15 protein-coding genes are annotated in these 20,232 nt (G+C 75.7%); 2 read left to right on the top strand and 13 right to left on the bottom strand.

The genetic code is table 11. The annotated features are described in order from the left end of the window. Positions 1-9 precede the first annotated feature (9 nt). The 13 genes from ACIQ6Y_RS18860 to ACIQ6Y_RS18800 are packed head-to-tail and all read right to left on the bottom strand — an operon-like array spanning position 10 to position 15,943. Positions 10-3,126 carry a hypothetical protein gene (locus ACIQ6Y_RS18860; protein ID WP_404039847.1) on the bottom strand — a complete coding sequence of 1,039 codons (3,117 nt, stop codon included), beginning with the start codon at positions 3,124-3,126 and terminating at the stop codon, positions 10-12. After that, entirely contained in the window at positions 3,123-4,922 is a 1,800-nt protein-coding gene (locus tag ACIQ6Y_RS18855; protein ID WP_404039844.1) for a hypothetical protein, read from the bottom strand. The genes ACIQ6Y_RS18860 and ACIQ6Y_RS18855 overlap by 4 nt, the downstream gene beginning before the upstream one ends. 4 nt (positions 4,923-4,926) lie before the next feature. Then, positions 4,927-5,634 (bottom strand): hypothetical protein, encoded by a 708-nt coding sequence (locus ACIQ6Y_RS18850; protein WP_404039841.1) that lies wholly within the window; start codon positions 5,632-5,634, stop codon positions 4,927-4,929. After that, complete coding sequence (locus ACIQ6Y_RS18845; protein WP_404039838.1) at positions 5,631-5,894, bottom strand: hypothetical protein; 264 nt, start codon at positions 5,892-5,894, stop codon at positions 5,631-5,633. Before ACIQ6Y_RS18845 ends, ACIQ6Y_RS18850 begins: the two co-directional genes overlap by 4 nt. Before the next feature lie 15 nt (positions 5,895-5,909). After that, positions 5,910-6,704 carry a hypothetical protein gene (locus tag ACIQ6Y_RS18840; RefSeq protein ID WP_404039835.1) on the bottom strand — a complete coding sequence of 265 codons (795 nt, stop codon included), beginning with the start codon at positions 6,702-6,704 and terminating at the stop codon, positions 5,910-5,912. A 24-nt stretch (positions 6,705-6,728) separates the two neighbouring features. Then, complete coding sequence (locus ACIQ6Y_RS18835; protein ID WP_404039832.1) at positions 6,729-7,904, bottom strand: AAA family ATPase; 1,176 nt, start codon at positions 7,902-7,904, stop codon at positions 6,729-6,731. 34 nt (positions 7,905-7,938) lie between these two features. Beyond that, positions 7,939-9,789 carry an ATP-binding protein gene (locus ACIQ6Y_RS18830; protein WP_404039830.1) on the bottom strand — a complete coding sequence of 617 codons (1,851 nt, stop codon included), beginning with the start codon at positions 9,787-9,789 and terminating at the stop codon, positions 7,939-7,941. Further along, positions 9,786-10,664, bottom strand: coding sequence for a hypothetical protein (locus ACIQ6Y_RS18825; protein ID WP_404039827.1), 879 nt, complete (start codon positions 10,662-10,664; stop codon positions 9,786-9,788). Before ACIQ6Y_RS18825 ends, ACIQ6Y_RS18830 begins: the two co-directional genes overlap by 4 nt. Further along, on the bottom strand, positions 10,612-11,643 hold the full coding sequence (locus tag ACIQ6Y_RS18820) for a JAB N-terminal domain-containing protein (RefSeq protein WP_404039824.1): 1,032 nt from the start codon (positions 11,641-11,643) through the stop codon (positions 10,612-10,614). The genes ACIQ6Y_RS18825 and ACIQ6Y_RS18820 overlap by 53 nt, the downstream gene beginning before the upstream one ends. Continuing rightward, on the bottom strand, positions 11,633-13,111 hold the full coding sequence (locus ACIQ6Y_RS18815; protein WP_404039821.1) for a ubiquitin-conjugating enzyme E2: 1,479 nt from the start codon (positions 13,109-13,111) through the stop codon (positions 11,633-11,635). Before ACIQ6Y_RS18815 ends, ACIQ6Y_RS18820 begins: the two co-directional genes overlap by 11 nt. Continuing rightward, positions 13,108-14,247: a ThiF family adenylyltransferase gene (locus ACIQ6Y_RS18810; RefSeq protein WP_404039818.1), complete on the bottom strand. Its 1,140-nt coding sequence runs from the start codon at positions 14,245-14,247 to the stop codon at positions 13,108-13,110. Before ACIQ6Y_RS18810 ends, ACIQ6Y_RS18815 begins: the two co-directional genes overlap by 4 nt. Continuing rightward, a complete protein-coding gene (locus tag ACIQ6Y_RS18805; protein WP_404039815.1) occupies positions 14,244-15,068 on the bottom strand; it encodes a hypothetical protein in 825 nt (274 codons plus the stop codon). The genes ACIQ6Y_RS18810 and ACIQ6Y_RS18805 overlap by 4 nt, the downstream gene beginning before the upstream one ends. Next, a complete protein-coding gene (locus ACIQ6Y_RS18800; protein WP_404039812.1) occupies positions 15,065-15,943 on the bottom strand; it encodes an effector-associated domain EAD1-containing protein in 879 nt (292 codons plus the stop codon). Before ACIQ6Y_RS18800 ends, ACIQ6Y_RS18805 begins: the two co-directional genes overlap by 4 nt. A gap of 237 nt (positions 15,944-16,180) precedes the next feature. Here ACIQ6Y_RS18800 and ACIQ6Y_RS18795 point away from each other — a divergent pair, with 237 nt between their 5' ends. Both ACIQ6Y_RS18795 and ACIQ6Y_RS18790 read left to right on the top strand, forming a co-directional pair. Then, on the top strand, positions 16,181-18,382 hold the full coding sequence (locus tag ACIQ6Y_RS18795; RefSeq protein WP_404039809.1) for a hypothetical protein: 2,202 nt from the start codon (positions 16,181-16,183) through the stop codon (positions 18,380-18,382). Further along, the gene (locus ACIQ6Y_RS18790; RefSeq protein ID WP_404039806.1) at positions 18,379-20,226 is read left to right on the top strand and encodes a hypothetical protein; all 1,848 of its coding nucleotides are present in this window, start codon (positions 18,379-18,381) and stop codon (positions 20,224-20,226) included. Before ACIQ6Y_RS18795 ends, ACIQ6Y_RS18790 begins: the two co-directional genes overlap by 4 nt. The last annotated feature ends 6 nt before the right edge of the window (positions 20,227-20,232 follow it).

Here is a 20,232-nt window from a genome sequence, read left to right as displayed (position 1 = left end):
CCGCCGCTGCTAGAGCCGGGCCAGGACGGCCGTCAGGACCCGGCGCAGTTCCTCGCCCCCCGGCTCCGGCGCCAGCACCCAGGTGTCGGGGCCGTCGGGTGCCACGGGATGCCGCGGGTAGTGCACGCGCAGCGTGAGGGAGCCCGGCAGCGGCAGGGGCGGCTCGTGCGGGTGGGTCAGCAGCAGGGTGCGGGGCTCGGCGGCGTCCGCGGAGGTCAGGCCCCGTGCCGCGCGGCGGGCCAGCGCGGCCGCCCGGACCGGGTCGGCGGGCTCCGGCCGTACCGGCGTCCACAGCCGGCGCAGATCGGCCGGGGCCGCCAGCCGTACGGGGGTGTCCCGGGCGTCGAGCCGTACCAGCGCCACCGCGTGCCCGGCCGCCATCAGGGCCGTGGCCAGCAGATGCGCGCTCAGCCGCAGGCAGCTGCCGACCTGGCCGTGCGCGGCGGCCGAGGTGTCCAGCACCAGTACGGCGTCCCGTTCGGTGAAGGGAAGCCGGCCCCGCCGGGTGCGGTAGAGCAGCGCGTCCTGCGCCCACAGGGCGTTCAACAGGGGCCCGGGCAGGGCCATCTGGGCCGGGACCAGCCGGTCCGGCGGGCCGTGGCGGGCCCACTGGGCGGGGGCGCCCGCGGTGGCCGGGCCGGGCACGTCGTCGCCGTGCGCCACGGGCAGCCGGGGCGGCAGACCCGTACGCCGCGTCGCCTCGGCCGCCGCCCGCGCCCAGGGCACACCGGCGAGCCGCAGCGGCAGCGCGGGGTCCTGGGCCACCGCGTCCGGCCCCAACAGGGCGAGTAGCGGCAGGAGTTCGCGGTGGGTGCGGTCCAGCGCGGCGGCCAGGTCGTCGCCGGTGACCGGCGTGCGCTCGGCGGGTTCGCCGCCGCCGCGCAGACCCCACTCCAGGGTCGTCCGCAGCTCCTGGAGCGGCACCCCGGGCGGCGGGGCGTACCGCGGGTCGGGGAGCAGCCGGGACGCCACGACCGCGCCGAGCGCCGGGTGCGCATGCCGGGGCCAGCCGAGGTCCCGCAGGGCGCGGGCGGCCGGGCCCCGGTGCAGCGGCTTGCGGTGCGCCGGGGGCGTCGGGGCGAGCAGCGCCGACAGCTCGGCCAGCGTGGACAGCGGTACGGCCGCGTCCACGGCGGCCGCCATCGCCCCCGCCTCGGCGAGGAACTCCGGCGACTCCGGCAGCCCTGGTCCCGGTTCGGTGTGGCCGCCCGAGCCGAGCACGGGCCACAGCAGGGTGCGGCCGCCGGTGTACGTCGTGGCGAGCCGGCGGCCGTCCGGCGACCAGCGCACCGACCACAGCGGGCCGGGCGGTCCGTCGGGCTCCAGGGTCATCGCCAGGGTGCCCCGCGCCACGTCCCACACCTGCACCACCGCCGTGCCCTCGCCCGGCCCGGGTGCCGCCAGCAGTGAGCCGTCCGGTGACCAGGCCAGCGCGGGCGCCCAGCCCCGCCCGCCGGGCGTGCCCAGCTCCCGCTGCACCCGCCAGGTCAGCGTCGACCACACCACCAGCGGGCCCTGCCCGGCGGCCGGGGTCGCGGCGAGCCGGCTGCCGTCGGGGGAGAAGGCGACCCGGGTGGCGAAGGCGCCGGAGGGCAGCTCCAGGCGGCGGGCCCTGGCCGGCTCCGGCATGTGCCACAGCACCACGGCGCCCAGGGTCCCGGCCCCGAGCAGCCTGCCGTCCGGCGCCCAGCCGGGGCGGCCCGTGCCCTGAGGGAGGTGCAGGCTGTGCGGGGTGCCGACGGGGTTCCCTGCGGCGTTCACCGTGTGGACGTACAGGTGCGTCGGGCCCGGCCCCGGCTCGGGGACCGCCAGCATCGCGCCGTGCCCCTGCGGCTCGGGGCACCAGGCGGGCGCCTGGCCTCCGGCCAGCACGGCGCGCAGCGCGCCCGAGCCCGCGTCCAGCAGGGTCAGGCCCGCCCTTCCGTCACGGCTGGCGCAGGCCAGCAACCCGTGAGGGGCCGGGGCGAGTTCGAGGTCGTGGGCGCCGCCCGGGCCGGTCGCGGCCGGAGCCGACCAGATCGCGCCGGGGTGGCCCGGCAGCAGCGCGCCCAGCGTGCCGGGTGTGGTCTCCAGGACGCACCGGCCGCCGGTGGCCGTCCAGGCGAACGCCGGGGCCCTGAGCGCCGTACCGGCGTCGTGCAGCGGCGAGGGGGTGCCGACGCGGGGCGCGTGGTCGCGCAGCGACGGCAGGGAACGGCCCACCGACCGGCACATCGCCGCCGCCCAGCCGCGCAGCAGCACACCCACCCGCCGCTCCGCCGGGTACGCCGCCGCGTCCGGCAGCTCCCACAGCTCGGTGCCGCCCGGCGCGGCGAACAGCACCCGGCCCGTCGGCGACACACCGAGGTCCCGCGGCGAGCCGAGCCGCGCGGGCAGCCGGGCCACCTCCTCCAGCGCGCGGTCGAACACCAGCACCGCGTCCTGGTCGGTGCCCACCACCAGGAAACGCCCGGTCCGGCTGAAGCCCAGCCCCAACACCCCGCCCGGTGAGGGAACTTCGGCGAGCAGGCGGCCCGTCGCACGGTCGACCAGATGCACGCCGAGCACATCGGCGAAGGCCAGCGCGTCCCGGTCCGGCGACCAGGCGAGCGCGGTGACGCCCGTACGGCCGGTGCTGGGCGCGAAGTCCATGCGGACCGGCGCGACACTCCACAGCTGCAGCGCGGTCGCCGTCGCCAGGCACAGCTGACGGCCCTGCGGGTCCCACGCGGGCGCGACCACCGGGTCGACGGCGGGCACCACCGCCGAGGCGTGCGTGGCCCGGTGGTGCACGAGCACCCCGCCTCCCGCACACGCCACCCGCAGCCCGTCCGGGGACACCGCCAGCGTGTGCGCGTCCGGCGGCGCCACGAACCCCTCGCCGACCGGGGTGCCGGTGTCGCCGTCGCGGACCACGACCCTGCCCGACCGCAGCGTGAACACCTCCCCGCCGTCCGGGCCCCACGCCACCGCCGCCGGCGCCCCCTCCACGGGCACCGACCACAGCACCCGCCCGGTGTCGTCCCGGCAGTTCAGCGTCTCCGCGCCGAGCTGCACGAACGCGGTCCCGTCGTGCGAGAGCCCGGTGCACGGGCCGTCCCCGGCCAGGGCGAGCACCCGCCGCAACCCGGGCAGCGCCCCCGTCACTCCTCCTCCGGCAGGTCCAGCGCGGCCTCCTCGAACAGCCGGGCGGCCTCCAGCAGGTCGCCCGCCGCGCGGAACGCCTCCGCCGCGCCCTCCTTGTCGCCCAGCGCCCGCAGCCGCGCGGCACGTTCCAGGGCCTCCCCGGGGTCGGCGCCGGGACGGGACGCGGCCGCCGAGGCGGGCGCCGGGCCGACCAACTCCGTGAGCGCGTCGAGGAGTTCACGCCCGGCTGCGGAGAGACCCGCGGACACCTCGACCGGTCCCGGGGGCGCCCACAGCGTCCACGCGGGCACCATCCGCTCCAGCGCGTACCGGTGCAGGCCGCCCTGCCAGCACACGACCGCCGAGGAGTCGTCCACCGCGAACAGCCGCGCCCGCGCCGACGGCGGCAGCGGCGGCGCGAGCCCGCAACCGCACTCCAGGAAGCAGGCCCCGGGCCCGATCCGGCGCAGCGGCACCCCGAACGGCAGGTCCCGCGCGAGCCCCACCGGCTCCAGCAGCAGATGCCGGCCCGGACCCGGCAGCAGGAACGCCACCTCACCGAGCGGCCTGCCCGGCAAGTAGCGCCGCAGCAAGGGGAGTTCGTCGTCGTGCAGCAGCACCGCGTCGACCTCGTCGCGCGCGTCGGGGTCCGCCACCACCCGCACCGCAGTGGCCGGGGCGGAGAGGAGCGCGTCCGGCAGCCGGTACGGCGCCGAGGGCGGCGGCGCTTCCTCCGCCACCCCGACGAGCACGGCCGGAGCGGGCGCCGGACCGCCGAGCAGCCCAAGACGCAGCGGCGGCCACTCCGCGGGGTCCCCGACGAGCCACAGCTCCCCGTCCGGCACCGGGGAGTACAGCACCTCCTCGTCGACCGGCGGATGCAGCCGTACGTCGATCAGCAGCCGCTCGCAGCCCGCGACCGGCCGGCACACGCAGGTGCGCGGCAGCGCCGCCAGGGCCACGACCAGCGCGTGCGGCACGGACTCCGAGGCGGACAGCTCCAGCAGCAGCGTCTCCCGCGCCTCGCCACCGGCCAGCGGACGCGCCCGCACCGCCTGCGTGGTCACCTCCACCCCGAACGCCGCCGCCTGCCGCAGCACCGATCCCAGCAACTGCCGTACGGTCAGCACCCGTACGACCGGACGGTCGGACACCTCCGGCACGGCCGGTGGCAGCCGCGCCACGAGGTGCACCGCGTCGAGGCGCGGCCACGCGGTCACCTCGTCGATCCGCGCGGGCCCTTCCCCGCGCGGCGCGGCGATCGCCCCATGGGGCAGCAACTGGCGGGGCTCGCCGCCGTGCAGCACGGCCAACTCGCCGGCCAGGGCAGGGTTCAGCGTGCCGAGCAGCCATACGGCCGTGCCGCCCGGCTCGGCGTGACAGGCCCACTCCCCGCCGCCCGCCCGGTGCAGCGCGCTGACCGCGGCCAGCGCCCGGTGCGCCCCCGGGAACCGGCCCGCGCTGCGCCACCGTACGGCGGACCGGGGGTCGTACGACGGACTCGGCGGCGGCAGCGGTGGCTCCTCCTCCTCGGCCGGGTGGGCCGGGCGGACGCTGAAGCGCACGCCCAGCTCCGGCGCGGCGGTGCGGTGTTCCGCCGGTGGGGGCGGGGCAGGCGTGGGCACGTGCTGGATCGGCTGCGCCGGCGGTGGTGTGCGGTGGCCGCGCGGGGGTGCACCGGGCTGTGCGGGCCTGGCCACGAACGGGGTGGGCGCAGTGGTGGGCGGCCGGGCGGCGGGGGTCTCGCCGGCGTTCTGGTCGTTCTCGGCCGCGATGCGGTTCAGCAGCCGCCGCAGCGGCCCGTCGGACGACGCCATCGGGTCACGGCCCTCCCGCCTGCGGGACGCCGGTCGTCGGCTCTGCCGGGTCTGCCGGCAGCCATGCCGTCGAGCCCAGGCGGTCCGCCGCCCAGTCGCGCCAGCGGGGGAGGACCTCGCCCGCGTCCTGACCGTCGTAGGCGGCACGGAACAGGCGGGCGCCCCAGTCGAAGCGTTCGACGCGGTCGGCGGCCTCGACGCCCCACTCCAGCAGCAGACGGCGTTCGGTGCGGGCGGCCGGGGTGGGGAGGCGGTGCTCGATCCGGGGGAGGAGGGCGAGGAGCGGCTCGGCGGAGCCGCCGCCGAGGCGGTCGGCCAGCGCGCGGGCGAGTTCCAGGCGCAGTTGCTGCGGGCCGTGGCCGACGGCCGTGCCCGGGTCGCGGGCGGCGGCGGCCAGCAGCCGCCGGGCGGCCCCGGTCTCCCCGGTCAGCAGCAGCTCCCAGGCGGCCTCCAGCCGCCGGCCCCGCTCCTGCCAGCAGCGGGCCGCGAGATCCGGCCGGCCCAGCAGCCGGTAGCAGCGGGCGGCCTGCTCCGGATGCCCGGCCAGGCGGTAGGTGCGCGCCGCGTGCTCCAGGTCACCGGCCCGCTGATAGGCGTCCGCGGCCGACCAGCGCCAGCCCAGCAGGTCGTAGCAGCGGGCCGCCTCGGCGTGCGCCCGGACCTCGGAGTAGCAGCGCGCCGCCCGCAGCAGCAGCCGGGTGCGCCGGCTCACGACAGCTCCCGCTCGCCCTGCTCGGGATCCTCCGTCTCCTGCGTGCTCTGCCAGGAGGCCGGGGCGGGGTCGTGCCGCCACAGCGGCCGCTCCTCCACCGGCAGGACCTCCTCCACGTCCGGTCTGCGGGCCACGAGCCCGCCCAGCTCCGCGCTGATCCGGTCGTGCTCGGCGTCATGCGCGGGCCCGGAGCCCTCGCCCACGTCGTCGACCTGGAACAGCTCGACCTCTCCGGACTCGGTGTTGAACCGGAATCGCACCCGCACCCGCATCCGTCACAGCTCCAGCTCGAACTCGATGTCGATGCCGCCCTCGGACTCCTCCTCGCGGATGCCGGTGGCCCCGCGCTGTCTGGCGAAGTCGAGCAGCGCCTGCCGGTAGGCGGTGGCCAGCACGCCGTTGACCGCGCGCAGTCCGTCCTGCCCGAGCCGGCCGATCCGCTCGCGGTTGCGGGCGTCCAGCTCGGCCCGCACCCGCTCGCGCTCCTCGGCGAGGCGGGCCTGCGCGTCGGCGTCCGCCTGCTGCTGGAGCCGGTCCTGGGCCTCCTGCGCGGCCGCGGCCGACGCCCGGTCGGCCTGCGCCCGCAGCCGCCCGGTCAGCTCACGGGCCCGGCGCAGCGCGTCGGCCTCCGCGGCCGCCTGGGCCTCGCTCTCGGCGACGCTTCGGGTGCGGCCGCCGAACCCGTCGGCGTAGTAGCGGCCCTCGCCCTGGCCGGTGACCTGGTCGCTGACCTCGCCCCGCAGCCGCTGCGAGGCGCTGCCCTCGACGGTGGCGACGTCCTCCAGGCGGGCGGTGACGACGAGTTCACCCGTACCGGGGACGTAGCGGACGCGGCCGTCGTCCAGCTCGTAGACATGTCCGTCCTGCTCGGCCCGCCAGCCGTCGGCCGTGGTCAGCGCGCGTTCAAAAACCTCCCGGGTGCGCGGCCCCAGCGTGCCGCCGAACGGATGGGTCATCTCCAGTTCGCTGACCACCGAGTCGCTCGCGCCGGCGCGGCGCTCCAGTTCCAGCTCCCACGCCTCGACGACCTCCCGGGTGGCCTCGACGCGGACCCTGCGTGGATTGCACATGCAGCTGCCGTCCCCCCATGCGCGTCAGGCCCGCTCCAGCAGGGCCAGAGTGCTGTCGATGATACTCGCGACCTCCTGCTCGGCCTCCCTTTCACCGGAAGCCGATGTCCTCAACTCCCGGCGCAAGGCGTTGAGTTGACGCAGGACCCGGTCCACGGCGGCGGGCGGGGAGCCGGTCGTCACCTGGCGGCCGAGCAGCCGCGCCTCCACGAGCAGGCGATGCACGGAACGGGCGGGCTCGTCGGGGCCCTCGCCCGTGGTGCCGGCACGCCGGCGCACCGCCTCCTGTACCACCGGCGCGTGCGCCGGGTCCGACCAGAAGTGCGCCAGCGGCCACAGATCGCCCGGCTCGGCCCGCACCCGCTCCGCGCGCAGCGCGGCCGCCGCGACCAGCCGCAGGCCCCGGATGACCCGCCGGTCCGACAACGTCACGCCCTGGCCCAGCAGTTCACGGACCAGCTCGGTGTACTCCGGGGTCACCGCGGTGAGGTCGGCGTGCGCGAGCTGGCGGCCCAGCCGGTCCAGCTCGTCCGGCCCGATCCACTCGTGCTGGTCCCCTCCCGGACCCCGGGTGAGAGTCGTGGCCTTGGCCAGCAGCTCCTCCAGGCGGCCCTCGGCGACCGGCGGCACCGTCAGCCGCAGCAGGAACCGGTCGGCGAACGCCAGCAGCGACGGGTCCTGCGGCATCCCGTTGGCCGCGCCGACCAGCGTGATCAGCGGCACCGGCGCGACCTCGTGGCCGTTGTGGAACACCCGCTCGTTCATCACCGTCAGCAGCGTGTTCAGGATCGGGCTGCCGCTCTGGAAGATCTCGTCCAGGAACGCCACGCGCGCGGCCGGCAGCATGCCCTCCGTGCGCACCCGGTACACCCCGTCGCTCTGGAACGCGGGCACGTCCACCGGCCCGAACAGCTCGGCGGGCTCGGTGAACCGGGTCAGCAGCCGCACGAACGGACGGCTGCCCAGGCCCGCCGCGAACCGGGTGACCAGGTCCGTCTTGCCCGTGCCCGGCGGACCGAGCAGCAGCATGTGCTCGTGCGCGAGCACCGCCACCTCCAGCAGGTCCAGCGCGAGCCGCCGCCCCACGAAGTGCTGCTCCACACTGCGGCCCAGCGCCTTCAGCCGGCGCACCGCACCGATGTCCGCCTCGCTCCAGGCGGTCGGCGCGCTGGTCGTCCGCCCCCCGGGCGCGCTGGTCATGGTCCCTCCGGGGAAAACGCGGTCGGCACGCTGCTCATCGGCCCTCCGAGATCATTTCCAGGCGCCCCTGCTGGAGCCGCCCCACCAGCCAGCCCAGCCGGCGGGCGTCCGGCTCGATGCCGTGCAGGTGCTTGCCGACGAACGCGTCCCGCATCAGGGCCCGCAGCTCGTCTCCGTTGCGCCGCGCGGTGGCGTCGGCGATCAGCTCCAGCACCTCGTCGTCCAGCTCGATGTGGTACCGGCGGGCGTGATGGCGCAGGATCGCCCGCCGCGCGGTCACGTCCGGCAGGGAGATCGCGATGGAGCGGAACCGGCTCGGCCGCAGCAGGGCCTTGTCGATGATGTCGATGCGGTTGGTGGTGCCGATCACCAGCATCGGCACCTCCGGCCGGAAGCCGTCCATCTCCGTGAGGATCTGCGCGACCACGCTGTTGCCCGCCCGGCTGCCGCCGTCCGGCCGGTTGGTGCGCTCCATCGTGATCGCGTCGATCTCGTCGAACACGATCACCGCGGGCGCGCTGCGCCGGGCCGACGCGAAGATCTCCCGCACCTTGCGCTCGCTCTCACCGACGTACATGTCGGTGACCTCGGGGCCGGACACCACCTGGATCGTGGCGTTCATGCCGTTGGCGATCGCCTTGGCGAACAGCGTCTTGCCCGTGCCGGGAGGGCCGTAGAAGATGATCCCGCGCGGGACCAGTTCGCCGCGGACCTCCTCCATGTCGTCCGGCAGGCTCTGTGCCCCGCTGATGATGGCCAGCGTCTGCCGGATCTCGTCCTTGACCTCGTCGTAGCCGCCGATGTCCTCCAGCGTGACGTCGGGCACCTCGAAGTGGGAGGACTGCTGCGCCTTGAAGGTCAGCAGGGTCTCGCGCAGATCCTGCAGCGTCGCCCGCTTGGGCTGGTCGCGGTGCTTCTCGTGGGCGTACCGCATGGCCTGCCGCAGCCGTACGGGGTTCATGCCGGCCACGTGCTTGTAGAACTCGCGCGGCTGGAACCCCTCGAAGGTGTCGGCCTCCTCCTGGGTCACCAACGCCCGTCCCAGCGGGGTCTGTTCGACGTCCGGGGTCCTGACCTCGGGCGGCAGGCCGCTGAGGGTGACCCGGGCGCTGAACCGCTCGGCCAGTACGTCCGGCAGCGGCAGGGTGGGGTCGGCGAAGGCCAGCACCAGCTGGTCGGGGAAGGCGTACAGCAGCTCCACCAGCTCCCGGGCCTCGGCGTGCCGGCCCAGGTCGTTGCTGCCCGCGAGCAGGTCGAGGTGGGTGAGGACGATGACGTCGCCCTCCTTCAGCTCCTCCAACTGGGCGCGCAGCCGGGCCAGTCGGCGCTGGCGCAGGTTCATCGACGACTCGGACATGCCGGCCATCGGGTCGCGCGGGTCGCCGCCGGGGTCGTCCGCCGAGTCGTCGTCGAGGCGGATGCCACGGCATCCGGCGAGCGTGACCATCTCCTCCCATAAGTGGGTGACCACCAGCTTCTCGCTGATCACCAGTACGGGCAGCCGGCTGCGCAGGAGCGAGGCGACGCGTTCGATGTGCGGGTAGTAGGCGCGGCGCACCGCCTCGGCGTCGGTGATCCGCTCCGGGTGACCGGCGTCCAGCGGCACCGCCTCCACGGCCGGCGGGGGCTTCTCCAGCGAGGGCCGCTCCACGGCGGGCGCGCCGGGGGGCGCGAACAGCGGGGTACCCGGCGGGAGTTCGGACCGCAGTCGGCAGTCGGCCGCGAAGTCCGACCAGGGCAGGTCCAGCAACTCCGGTTCCAGCGGCTCCAGGAGCCACACCTCGCAGGAGGCCAGCACCTCCCGCAGCGGGCGGCCGTCGGGCGCGGAGTACAGCGTCATCCGGCCGTCGTGGTCCGTCGTGGCCAGGCGCAGGGGGCGGGTCATCGGCCGAGCACCTCGCGCAGGTCCTCCCACTCGCGGATACGGCCGTACACGCGCTGCAGCGTCACACCCGCGCGGTAGCCCTGGAGCATCCGGCGCCGGCGCAGCTCCTCCGGGTGGCGCCGGGCGAGCACGGCCAGCGGCTCCCACCAGTCCAGGGTGGCCCGCGCCCACTGGCCGCCCGCGTCCTCGTCGAGCAGCCGGGCCGGGCTGTCGCGCAGCAGCTCCCGCACCCGGTCGGTGTGCCGGCCGTAGCTGTCGGCGTGCCGCAGCAGGGCCGTCTCGTACACGTCGTACACGACTGTTCTCTCCCCCGGGGTGAAACGGAACCGGCGCAGCAGCGACGCGCGGTAGCGGGCGGTCTCCGGCGATCCGGGCGGTGCCGCGAGGGCGGACACGGCGGCGCGCCGGCCCTCGGGGTGGGCCAGGAGCCGGTCGAGCAACTGGGCGCAGCGTTCCTCGCCGCCCGGCGGCGGACGGTCGAAGAGCGCGGTGAGCGGCGAGGTCCGCAGCAGCCCGGGGCGCAACGGGTCCTCCGGCGGCGCCGTCGCCAGCGCGTGCGCCACCAGGCCGTGACGGGCCATCACCTCCCGTACGGAGGCGGGCTCGCGGGCCCCGTCGAGCGCGGTGCGGGCCGCGTCCGGGTCCTCGCGGACCACCACCGCGGCGGCGATCAGCAGCGGCTCCAGACCGGTCGGGCCCGGGTCGCCGAGCGGCGGGTCGGACAGCCGCAGCCGGGCCGCGGTGACCCGGGCGAGGCGCTCGAGCAGCAGCACCGGGTCGCCGCAGGCGGGCGGCGCCGGCGCGGGCCCCTCGGCGGCCGGGTCAGTGATGGCCCAGTGAAGGGTGCGCACTATGGCGGCTGTCAGTGTCGTCATCGAGGCTCCGGATCGGACACGACGCCATCCAGTCGGCGGAGGCGGCGTAGCAGCTGAGGATCCGCCTGGTCGAGGTCAGATTGATCAGCGCGGCCACCTGCCAGGGGCGGCGGAAGGTGTCGCGGTGCAGGTCGATGTCGGTGCGGGACAGGCCGATGGTGCGCTCCGTCTGGAACAGATGCGTGTGGTACCAGCCCACGAGCTGCCGCTCCGGATGGTGCTCCCCGAGCGTGCGGCTCATCGCGCGGAACGAGTCGCCGGTGAAGGTGAAGTGCATCAGGGACGCGCCCGAGTGCTCGGCGGGCAGCACCTGGTCCACGATCACCGCGTACCGCTCGGGATCGTCGGCCCGGCGGAACGGCCGCCCCACCAGGAAGCCGCCCTCCTCCACCTCGGTCGACAGGTCCATCTCCATCAGCCGCCGCTGCACGCCCGCGCCCAGCAGCACCGTCACCGGCTTGTCGGCCTCCTCCGGCACCACGCCGTACTCCGCGAGGTCCAGCAGCGGCACCTGGGGCTCGGCCGCCGGGCGGATGCCGAAGGACAGCCGCGCGGACCGGGAGACGTCGATGTCGTCCGTGCCGTCCACCACCGGCGGCAGCCGCTGCGCGTCCTCCGCGGCCGGCAGCCCGGCGATCCGGAACGCCCAGTGCCGCTCCTCGGGGGCGATCTCCCGCGCCACCCGGGCGAGGACCGGGCCGACCAGGCTGTTCACCGAGTAGGGCTTCTGGTGGACCACGCGTCCCTCCACATGGATCGAGACATGGATGTACCCGAAGTCCGGCCGCAGGTTGGTGAGTCCGGGGTCCCCCTCGTAGGTGTCGGGTCCGGGGTCGTTGCGCAGTCGGAGCTGGAAACGGGGGCGGCCCGGGTGCGGGGCCAGCTCCTCGGCGAAGACCGGGCGCACCAGCTCGATCAGCGGCTGGGTGCGCACCAGCTGCCGCGACTCGCCCTGGTACAGCTCGATGTCAAGTGCCATCGGCGGCCCCGTCCGTAGGCGTTATCCGCAGGGCGCTGACGCGCAGCGCGTCCCGCGGGGCGGGCGGGTCGTCCACCGGGGGCTTGCCTCCGATGTCCTCGATCATGGCCCTCCCCTCCTCGGTCAGGGCCCATGCCGCCGCAATCGGGTTGAAAGGGTCCCTGATCTCGTAGGTACGATACCCAGCCATGTCCACGAGCAGCTGGCACAGTTGGCCGAAGTCGAGCGTGGGCCGGTAGGACTCGGCCAGCACCCCCAGGCACACCGCGCCCTCGGCGTCGGGGTAGGCCGGGTCGGGGCCCTTGATGTTGGGGTGGAAGACGGGGCTGAGCCAGGCCACCTTCGGTGCCGTCAGCGGGAAGTGCTCGCCCAGCCAGATCAGTACGTTGTGCCGGTTCTGCCGCTCCGGGCGCGGGAAGGCGTCCGGCGACGCGTGCTCGGGCAGCCGCAGTCCCGTCGCGGTGAAGCGGATCTCGTAGTCGGTGGGGAATTCCGGGTCGTCCATGTCGACGATCTCGAAGTCCTCGTGACTGTGCGCGTAGCGGTGCATGTCCTCACGCACCCGCAGGATGGCCTGCATCCGCAGCTCGGCGTGGCCCGCGGTGGCCTCCGGGTACACGCTCAGGGTGTCACCGTCGCGCACCCCTGCCGCGTGCAGCGACTGGGCCGGGTCCAGGCGGTGGAAGGTGCCGTCGGGCTGCTGGTGGTCCACGACCGTGCGCGGCCGCCTGCCCATCCGGCCCTCGTAGTGGGCGAGCACCGCCGCGGCGATGTCCCGCACCGGGGTGATCGAGGGCACGCCCGCCAGGTCGTACGGCTGCTGGTCGGGGCCGTGCACCCGCAACTCCTCCAGCAGGTACGGGCGGTGGTCGTACACCTCCTGGAGGACCTCCAGGTCCGGCTGGGCACCCGCGGCCACCAGCCGGCGGCGCACCTCGTCCAGCTGGAGCTGCGACAGCTCGTACGTCAGCGACAGCGCGATCTGGCCGACCTGGGCGCCCTCGCCCTGGCTGACGAAGAACAGCTCCGCGCGCGGGTCGAGGCGGCGCACCTCCTCGATGAACGCGGCGTGATGGGTGCTGCACACGAACACCAGCGTCGGGTACGAGCCGGACTCCGCGGCCTGCGGCTGCGCCTGCGCGGCGGGGCCCTGCGTGGGGGCGGCCGCGGTGGGCTGCTCGGCGCGCGAGGGCTGCGGGGGAGCGGTCACCGGCTCCAGCGCCTCGACGGCGGCCAGGAACACCGGGTTGCCCGGGTACTCGGTGTGCACCGCCCGCGCCAGCAGCGCCTCGCCGTCCACCATGACGCCGGCCTCGATGAGTCTGCGGATCTCCGTCCAGTAGTAGCGGGCGGACAGCTCCACGTTCGGCAGATGCCCCTCCGGGAAGCCGATGGAGCGCAGGATGATCTCGCCCTCGTGCGGGTTGATGCGTCCCCGCTGGAGCTCTTGGTACAGCTCTTCCCTCACCGCACACCCTCCGTCGTCGCACGCCGTCCCCCGGCGGTGCCGCCCTCACCGATCACGCCCGCCACGTCGTCACCGGCCGGCGCCAACTCCACGTATCGCAGCCCGGCTCCGTCCCGGCGGGCGACCGGCAGGATCTCCCGAGGGGCCACGCCCAGGTCGACCAGACGGGCTGCGGCGGGGGCCGAGCGCAGACGGGTGGTGACGGAGCGCAGTGCGGGCCGGCCCCGCACCGGGCGGGCGAAGCCGGCCCAGGTGAGCGGCTCCTCCTCGGCGCCGACATGGGCGAGCAGTTCCCCGACCGTGGCCCGGCCGTCCAGCGGCAGCACCGGGACCTGCCCGGGGAGCCGCTCGTGCAGCGGGCAGTCCGGATCGGCCCCGGGCCTCCACGCGCCGCCGAGCGGCGACGCCGACCCGGCCGCGTCGATCCGCAGCGGGCCCTCGGGCACCGACAGCCGCAGCAGTAGTCGTACGGCGAAATTCGCCAGCCACGCGCCGACCAGCGCGGAGACGGGCGCCGAGGCACCGGCCGGGGCGAGCGGGCCGGGTGCGGCGCACGACCAGGGGTCGTCCTGCACGGCCCGCTCCGCAGGGGTCAGCCCGCAGGCCCGGCAGCGCCCGCCGGGCGGGTACCAGCAGGTCTCGCCGCCCCATGGATGCGTGCCGCCGTCCAGCAGGCCCGTCCCGGCGAGCGTGCAGCGCCCGGCCAGTTGGATCCGGGCCGCCCGGCTGTCCAGCGCGGCCACCACCAGATCGGCCTCGCGCAGTTCGGCCAGACCCACACCGGACACGTGCGGCGCCTCGCGCGCGTCGACGACCGTGTCCGGGGCGAGGCCGGCGAGCGCCTCGGCGAGGACCCGCGCCTTGGGCCGGCCCACGTCGGCGGCACGGAACAGCGGGGTGCGGCTGAGGTTGGCGACCTCGACCGTGTCCGGGTCGGTGACGACCAGCCGGCCCAGCCCGGCCAGCGCCAGCGACTGCGCGACCGCGTTGCCCAGCGCCCCCGCCCCGGCCAGCACCACCGTCGCCCCGGCCAGCCGCTGCTGGTCCCAGCCGGGCACCAGGGCGTGGCGGGCGTAGCGCCCCTGGGGCGTGCGGTCCTGCGGCCGTCGCCCGCCGCGCTGCCCGGCCGCGGTCATCGCGGGTCCCGCAGCGCGTTGAGCATCAGGCACGGCACCTCGGAATGCTGGGCCTTCCAGTCGTCGTAGCAGACCAGGCCGTGGTCGGGGTCGCGGTGCACGGCGCAGGCGCAGTTCGGGGAACTCGGGCTGCACGTGCAGTGGATGACCATCTCGTCGGGGCGGAACGTGTGCCCGCACACCCAGCAGCGGTGCCGGGTGGGTGCGCCGCCCGCCGTGCCCGGGATCAGCCGCAGCAGCTGGTGGTCGCGGTGCAGGCGGACCGTGCACAGCTGAGGGGGAGGCGGGTTGGCCTCGTCCAGGCCGCGGTGGAACAGCTCGGCCGCGGCCGTGGCGCCCTCCGTCGCCTCGGGGTTGAGACAGTCCAGGCGCCGGCTGTGGTGCTTGAGGACCACGCCGGTGCCGGAGTCCGAGCGGTGGATCGAGATCTGCTCGCCCAGCCGGAAGGAGTGGTGGCACACCGGGCACGTCGTCCCGGCCCGGCCCAGCTTGCGCAGCAGCTGGGAGGTGACGACGGTGACCTCCACGCCGGGCTCGGCAGCGTCGTCGCCGTGCCCGGCCTGTTCCCTGGTCCGGTCCCCGGGCTGCTCCCCGGTCTGCTTCCCGGCCTGTCTTCCGGGCTGTGGCAGGTCGGCCTGGTCGCGGCGGCCGCCCGCCTGGCCGACCAGGAACTCGTACGCCGTCCGGCTCGGGACCCGCGCGGACGCCTCGCGCGCCTCGGCCTCCGCACGCTCCCGCTCCCGGCTGCGGCGGCGCCGCTCGGCCACGTCCACGCCCTGCGGCACCGGGACGCCCCCCTCACGGGGCTGCTGCGTGGTCATCCGGCACTCACCACCCGCCGCAGGTCGGGCGTGCCGCCGGGGCCGAGGCCGATCGTGGCGACGCCGGAGTCGAAGGCCCGCTGCCAGGACTCGCCCAGCGCGAGCGCGGAGTAGTAGCCCTGGCTGAAGGCGAGCGCGTCCCGGTCCGGCAGCCGCTCCGCGGAGCCGATCACCTCGCGCGCGTGCGGGCTGATGACATCCAGATAGCGGCCGAGATGGCAGGCGTTGAGGACGGCCACCGACACCCCGCCCGCCGACTTCAGGACCCCGGCGAGCCCCTCGGCGCTGACCGGCGCGACCCGGCCGTCGTCCTCCTCCAGGAGCAGATAGCCGTTGGGGGAGCCGTGCCCCGCGAAGTGCACGATGTCCGGCCGGTGTTCGCTCAGCGCGGGCAGGATGTCGTGGCGGCGCGTCGCGGCCGACAGCTCCACCCGCAGCGTCCGCCGCCGACCGCGCCGTGCGGCCTCCTCGATGGTGCGGAACTCCCGGCGCAGCTGTAACTGCGAGGCCTCCCGCGGCCCGGCCAGCAGACAGAGCACGGTCAGCTCGTCCGGGGGAGCGCCCTCCAGGCGGCCGCTCGGAGGCCGCTGAGCCTCGTTCACCACCGCGCTCAGCACCGAGTTGTTCGGGAAGTCCCGGTGCGCCGCCGCCACCAGATCCTCCAGGGTGAAGGCGAACGCCCCGTTCTCGATGGTCAGACAGGCCTGGAACCAGCTGTTGAGCGGCACCTGCGCGCCCGCGAAGTGCGGCAGCCGCGACAGCTCCGCCCCCAGGCCCTGCAACAGCGCCTGGGCACCGACGGGGTCCGGGTACAGTGCGGCGATCACCCGCAGCACGCCGTCGCGGTACAGCCCCGCCGCGGTGAGACCCGCCATCGCTGCCTCCTCCCCGTCACAAGCCGGTGGCTTTCGACTGTAGCCGGACCCCGCGGGCCCCGAACCTCCTTTGCACAACAGGAGTTGATCAGACGTCAGGCGGAGCGCGCGACCGGAACACCCGATCCGGTGCAGTGCTCCAACTGGGCGCCGTACGGCCCGCGTTCTGTGATAGTTGGTGTGCGGACGGGACCGGCCGGACGGGCACACGGTCCCCGACCGGGAGGTGACGCGGGGGTGGGTGACACGGGGGCGGAGGAGATCCGGCAGCGGCAGCCCGGGGCCGAGGGGTTCCGGGAGCGGCGATCCGGTGAGGAGGAGTTCCGGGGCAGACGGCCCGGGGCGGGCGGCCGGGAGCCGGTGACCTTTGCACTGCTGGCGGAGACCGGCGAACGGACCCGCTTCGACGACCCTCCCTACCTCACGCGGCGACTGCGCCGGACCCCCGGACGGCATCCGGTCATGATGCAGGAGGCCGAAGCACCTGACGCGCAGGACCGCATGCGCCGCCACTTCGAGCTGTTCGGCGCCCTCGCCGACTTCCACGGCCCGCGCCTGCCCCGCCAACTGGTCCAGGTCCTCGCCTACGACGACACCGCCCGGCCGCACCGGCTGCTGATCGACCGCCGCGGCACCCGCCTCGCCGACCTCGGCTCCCCGGACCCGCTGCACGGACCCGGACTGCGCCGGACGGTCCAGGACCTGTTCGAGGCCGTCGCCGCACTGCACGAGCCGCGCCTGGTGCACGGCCGGATCGGCCCCGAGTACCTGTGGTGGGACCCGGCCGACGGACTCCAGCTGGCCGGCCTCGACGGTGCCGTACGCGCGGGCGAACCGCTGCCCGACCGGCCTGTCACACCCTGGGACCCGCCCGGTTTCCGGCCCGGCCTGCCCGCCGGCGCCGAGCAGGACGTGCACAGCGCGGCCCTGGTCGCCTTCTGGATCGCCACCGGCGAGACCGTCCCGCGCGGCGCCTCCCGCGAACATCTGCACGCCCTGCTGGACCAGGGACATGAGGACTGGCTGCGCGCACTGATGCAGGCCGCCTTCCCGCTCGGCTCCGGCGTGTTCGCGCCCGCCCGGGAACTGGCGCGGCGCCTCGCCGCGGACGACGGGGGAGCCGGGCTGTTCGAGCGGCCGTTCGCCGAGCAGGCGCGCCGCCGGGAGGAGCTCGCCCGCCAGGAGTTCCACACCCTGCGGGCCCGGCGCCGGCAGGCCGGCGGGGGCCCCGCCGCCACCGCCGTACGAAGCACGGGAGCCGCGGACGAGCCGCCGGACTGGTGGCGGCGGCTGCGGGTGCGCCTGCGCCCGCAGCGCGACCCCGACCTCGCCCGCGGCCTCGTCGTCGAGTGCCCGATGTGCCTGCGGGACCTTGCGTGGGACACCGCCGACCGAGTCGTCCTCGACGAGGCCCGCGGCATGGTGCCCGAGCGCGAACGCACCCCCGCGGGCGACGAGGCCCGCAACGCCCAGCTCGCCCGCACCTATGTCGTCTGCCCGGGCAACGACGACGTGCCGCAGCACGAGATCCCCTACCGCTACCCGTCGTTCGGCACCGAACCGGTCCGTGTCGGTCTCGTCGGCGCCTCCACCACCGGCAAGTCCCATCTGCTCGCCGCGATGATCGACCAGGCCCGCAAGCCCACCGTCATGGCTCGCCACGGCTTACGCGTCGAGGCCCTGGACCCGCTGCACTACCACCGCTACCTCACCGAGACCGTCACCCCCTTCATCGACGGCCGCCAGGAACTGCGCGCCACCGTCGACCGGCCCGACGCCCGCTACTCCACCGGCATGGTCGTCACCGACGAGCACACCGGCCGCTCGCACAGCGTCATCTTCTTCGACGTGGCCGGCGGCCGGCTGGAGCGCACCGGCCGCGACATGGACTTCCTCAACCGGCTCAACGCCCTGCTGTGCGTGGTCGACCCCACCCGGGTGCCCGGCCTGACCGGACAGCGCGCCTTCGCCGGCCGCGACCCGGCCTTCGAGCACGTCCGCCAGCGGCTGCGCCAGCAACTCGCCGACCCCGCCGTGCCGTTCCTCCCCGTGCCGTGCGCGCTCGTCGTCACCAAGTGCGACCTGCTGCGCTTCCGCGGCTACCGGGAGATCGACGGCTGGCTGCACGAGAAGCCCGACGCCGAGGGCGACCTGTCCACCATCGAGCGGGAGAGCGAGGACGTGCACGCCTTCCTCCAGGCGCGCGGCGGCGCCGACTGGCTCCAACTGCCCGGCGAATGCCGCTGGTCCACCCTCCACCTGGCCTCCGCCACCGGCACCACTCCGCGTGAACAGCCCAGCGGGCCACGGCTGTTCGACGAGACGATGTTCCGCCAGCAGCGCGTTCTGCGCCCGCTGCTCGCCCTGTTCGCGATGCGCGGCGTGATGACCGGCCCGGCCGCCGACGCCGTCCTCGGCACGGGGGAGCGCACCGCATGATCCGGTCCGCGCGCGCCGACCTCACCGTCTACCGCTGGTCCGAGCGCTCCCTCATCGGCCGCGGCGACGTCGGCCCCGTCACCACCTCCCTGGAGCGGGAGGCGCTGCTGCGCTGGAACAGCCGTATCGAACACCTGGTGTGGGCGGCCCAGGACGACACCGGTGACCTCTCGGACACCGCTCCCGGCTTCGTCTACCTGCGCTACGGCCACGAGGCCGCCCTGCTGCGCAAGGTGCCCGCCCGCGACCCCCACGGCCGCTCCGGCTCCACCCTCACCCATGTCCTCACCGGCCCCGCCGACAGCATGGACCTGCATCTCGCGCTCGCCGCCTGCCGCAGCGACTGGGACGACTGGCTGCCGCCCCGGGCCCGCCAGGACGCCCTCCTCGACGAACGCGGCCCCCGCGGCCCCGAGGACGAACTGCTGCCGCGCGTCCCCCTGGACCGCGTCCGGGCCCTGCTGCTCCAGCGCGAGCACCTCCTCGACGACCTCGACACCGCCGCCCTCGCCCTGCCCGAGGAACTGCTGACCCGGCTCGCCGAGGCCCTCATGGAGCACCCCGGCGCCCCGCTCACCGTGGTCGGCTCACCCCTGCCGGGCGAGGTCGTCGTGCACGCCCTGGCCGAGCTGCTCAGCCAAGTCGTGGTCGGGGACTGGACGTTCGCCACCCATGAGGAGTCCGACGCGGCCCGCGAACTCCCCCAGTTCGTCTTCGTACGACCCGACGCGACAGCCGGACTCCAGGGCACCCGGCGCCGGATCGACGTCACTGCCCCCGACGGCACCGACGGCCCGCTGCGAGGACACGCGGCGCTCCTGGTCCGGCTGCACCGCCGCCGCGGCCGGCACGCCCTGGCCCGGCTGCGCCCCCCGCTGCCGCTGACCTCAGCCGAGCAGGTCCAGCACTGGGTCGAGCAGCACAGCGTCGCCCCCGGCCTGCTCAGCGACCTCACCAGCCTGCTGGAGGCCGCCCCGCACGGCGACCTCTCGCCGACCGAGGCCGCCTATCTGCACAGCCGGGCCGCACTGCCCCGCGTACGCCTCGAACTGTCCCGGCTGACCGACGGCCACCTGGCCGCCCTGCTGCATGCCTGGTCCCCGTTCAAGCCCGAACTCGCGCCCTACCCGCAGGTGCGCGAGGAGATCCGGCTGGCTGCCGTGCAGCGGTGCTTCGACGCCGCGGCCGCGGTCGCGGCGAGGCCCGCCCGCGAACTGGAGGACGTCCTGCGCGCCGCCCCGCCCGACGCGGGCCAGGTGCGCGGCGTGCTCGGCGAACGGCTGGAGCTGGCCGTCCGCCGGGCCGAGGTCTTCGACGTCGTGCCCCTGCTTTCCTGCGCCGCCCGCATCGGCCTGTCCCGGGCGGGCCTCGACGACTTGACGGAGGTCCTCGTGGGCCGGTTCTCCACCACCGAGCTGATCCGCGAGATCGACCGCATCAGCCGCGCCGAACCCGAACGCGCCCGCGCCCTGCTGGAACGCTGCGCCGAGCGCGGCACCGCCCGGGGCCGCCGCGACGCGTACGACGTGCTGCGCCGCACCGAGTTCCTCGCGGAGGCCGTGGACCGCATGGCCCCGCAGAACCCCGCGCGGGCCGTCCAGCTGTACGGCCTGCTGCTGCGCTGGACCATCGGCCCCCGCCTCGGCCCGCGCGCGGTGACGGCCGTCCTCGAGGCGGCGGGCTCCCGCCCGTCGCCCGCCCTGCTGTGGGCGCTGCTCGACGGCTGCCGGCGCGGCCGGGCCCACAGAGCCGTCGTCGCCGTGGTCGTCGACCAGTACTTCCGCCTCCAGCTGCCCCACCCCGCCGACCGGCGCGGGCCCTACCCGCACGACGCCCGTGACTGAGGGAGA

It is taken from the genome of Streptomyces sp. NPDC096205, from assembly GCF_044763135.1.
Lineage (GTDB): Bacteria > Actinomycetota > Actinomycetes > Streptomycetales > Streptomycetaceae > Streptomyces.
This window is presented reverse-complemented; position numbering and strand designations above follow the sequence as displayed.